At 76.5% G+C, this 2,229-nt stretch carries 1 protein-coding gene and 1 pseudogene; both read left to right on the top strand.

Features of this window, described 5'->3' with window-relative positions; all coding sequences use genetic code 11:
* Positions 1 to 799: pseudogene (locus ACFXA3_RS41325) on the top strand (DNA polymerase III subunit gamma and tau); the annotation flags it as partial.
* A gap of 60 nt (positions 800 to 859) precedes the next feature.
* Positions 860 to 2,113 carry a phosphoribosylamine--glycine ligase gene (gene purD / locus ACFXA3_RS41320; protein ID WP_385196462.1) on the top strand — a complete coding sequence of 418 codons (1,254 nt, stop codon included), beginning with the start codon at positions 860 to 862 and terminating at the stop codon, positions 2,111 to 2,113.
* Positions 2,114 to 2,229 lie beyond the last annotated feature (116 nt).

The raw sequence follows: 2,229 nt of genomic DNA, 5'->3' as shown, positions 1-2,229 counted from the left end.
GCCCGGGGCCTGGCCCGGAGCCGCACAGCCCGGCAGCGGCGCCGCCCCCGGCGCCTGGCCCGGAGCCGCCGCCCCGGCCGCCTCCGCCCCGGCCGCCCCCGCGGCCGGTGCCTGGCCCAGCGCCGCCGCACCCGGGTCGGGCCGGCCCGCGGCCCCGGCGCCGGCTCCCGCCCCGGCTGCGGCCGCCGCCGCTCCGGCCGCCGCCCCGTCGCCCGGCATGGCCGCCGGCGCCGGGCAGGTCCAGGCGATGTGGCCCGGAGTCCTGGAGGCCGTCAAGAACCGCCGCCGTTTCACCTGGATCCTGCTCAGCCAGAACGCCCAGGTCACCGGTTTCGACGGGACGACCCTCCAGCTCGGCTTCCCCAACGCCGGAGCCCGCGACAACTTCGCGAGCAGCGGCAGCGAGGAGGTGCTCAAGGCCGTCCTGGCCGAGCAGTTCCAGGTCAACTGGAAGATCGACGCCGTGGTGGGCGGCGGAGGCGGCCAGCCCGCACCGGCGGCCCCGTCCTCGTACTCCGCCCCCGCCGCGCCCGCGTACAGCCCGCCGCCCGCCGCCCCGGCGCAGCCGGCTCCCGGCCCGCAGCAGCAGCCGTACCAGCCGTCGCAGCAGTCCCAGCCGCCCCAGCACGGCGGTTCCGCGCCGCAGCCCCCCGTACAGCAGGCGCCCCCGCCGGTGGCCCCCGAGGACGACGTACCGGAGGAGGACGATCCCGACCTCGTCGAGAGCGCCCTGACCGGACACGACCTCATCGTGCGCGAGCTCGGAGCCACCGTTGTGGAGGAATACACGAACGAGTAAGAGCCCGTACTTGGGTGGCCGCACGAAGAGCGGCCGCGCGAGCGGGCTAGGCTGCAGGGCGTGAAGGTCCTCGTCATCGGCGGCGGCGCCCGCGAACACGCCCTGTGCCGCTCTCTGTCCCTCGACCCCGACGTCAACGCGCTGTACTGCGCTCCCGGCAACGCCGGCATCGCCGAGGTGGCGGAGCTGCGCCCGGTCGACGCCCTCGACGGCGCGGCCGTGGCCCGCCTCGCCACCGAACTCGGCGCCGACCTGGTCGTCGTCGGCCCGGAGGCCCCCCTGGTCGCCGGCGTCTCCGATGCCGTCCGCGCCGCCGGCATCCCCGTCTTCGGCCCGTCCGCGCAAGCGGCGCAGCTGGAGGGCTCCAAGGCGTTCGCCAAGGACGTGATGGCCGCCGCCGGCGTCCCGACCGCCCGCAGCTACGTCTGCACCACCCCGGAAGAGGTGGACGAGGCCCTCGACGCCTTCGGCGCCCCGTACGTCGTCAAGGACGACGGCCTCGCCGCCGGCAAGGGCGTCGTGGTCACCGACGACCTGGCGGCCGCCCGCGCCCACGCCCTGGCCTGCGACCGGGTCGTCATCGAGGAGTACCTCGACGGCCCCGAGGTCTCCCTCTTCGCCATCACCGACGGCGTCACCGTCCTCCCGCTGCAGCCCGCGCAGGACTTCAAGCGCGCGCTCGACGGCGACGAGGGCCCCAACACCGGCGGCATGGGCGCGTACTCGCCCCTGCCCTGGGCCGACCCGAAGCTGGTCGAGGAGGTCATGGAGAGCGTCCTCCAGCCGACCGTCGACGAACTGCGCCACCGCGGCACCCCGTTCTCCGGACTCCTGTACGCAGGCCTCGCGATCACCTCCCGCGGCGTCCGCGTCATCGAGTTCAACGCCCGCTTCGGCGACCCCGAGACCCAGGTGGTCCTGGCCCGGCTGCGCACCCCGCTCGCGAGCGTGCTGCTGAACGCCGCCAACGGCACCCTGGACGCCGAGCCGCCGCTGCGCTGGCGCGAGGACGCGGCCGTCACCGTGGTGATCGCCTCCCACAACTACCCGGAGACCCCGCGCACCGGCGACCCGATCGAGGGCCTGGCCGAGGTGGCGGCCGAGGACGGTCCCGACGCCTACGTCCTGCACGCCGGGACCCGGCGCGAGGGCGACGCGGTCGTCAGCGCGGGCGGCCGCGTGCTGTCGGTGACGGCGACCGGTTCCGATCTGGCACAGGCCCGCGAGAAGGCGTATAAGGCCGTCGCGCGGATCCGGCTGGACGGCTCCCAGCACCGTACGGACATTGCCGCCAAGGCGGCCGAAGGCCGCTGAGCAGCGGGGCTTGCGTGACGCGGGGCCCGGGGGCCCCCCCGGGCGCCCCCGGCCGCGCGCGGGGGCCGCGTCGGAGTGAACCCGCCCGGGGGGGTGCCGGGCCCCCAATCACCCAC

Source organism: Streptomyces sp. NPDC059456, from assembly GCF_042750055.1.
Lineage (GTDB): Bacteria > Actinomycetota > Actinomycetes > Streptomycetales > Streptomycetaceae > Streptomyces.
This window is presented reverse-complemented; position numbering and strand designations above follow the sequence as displayed.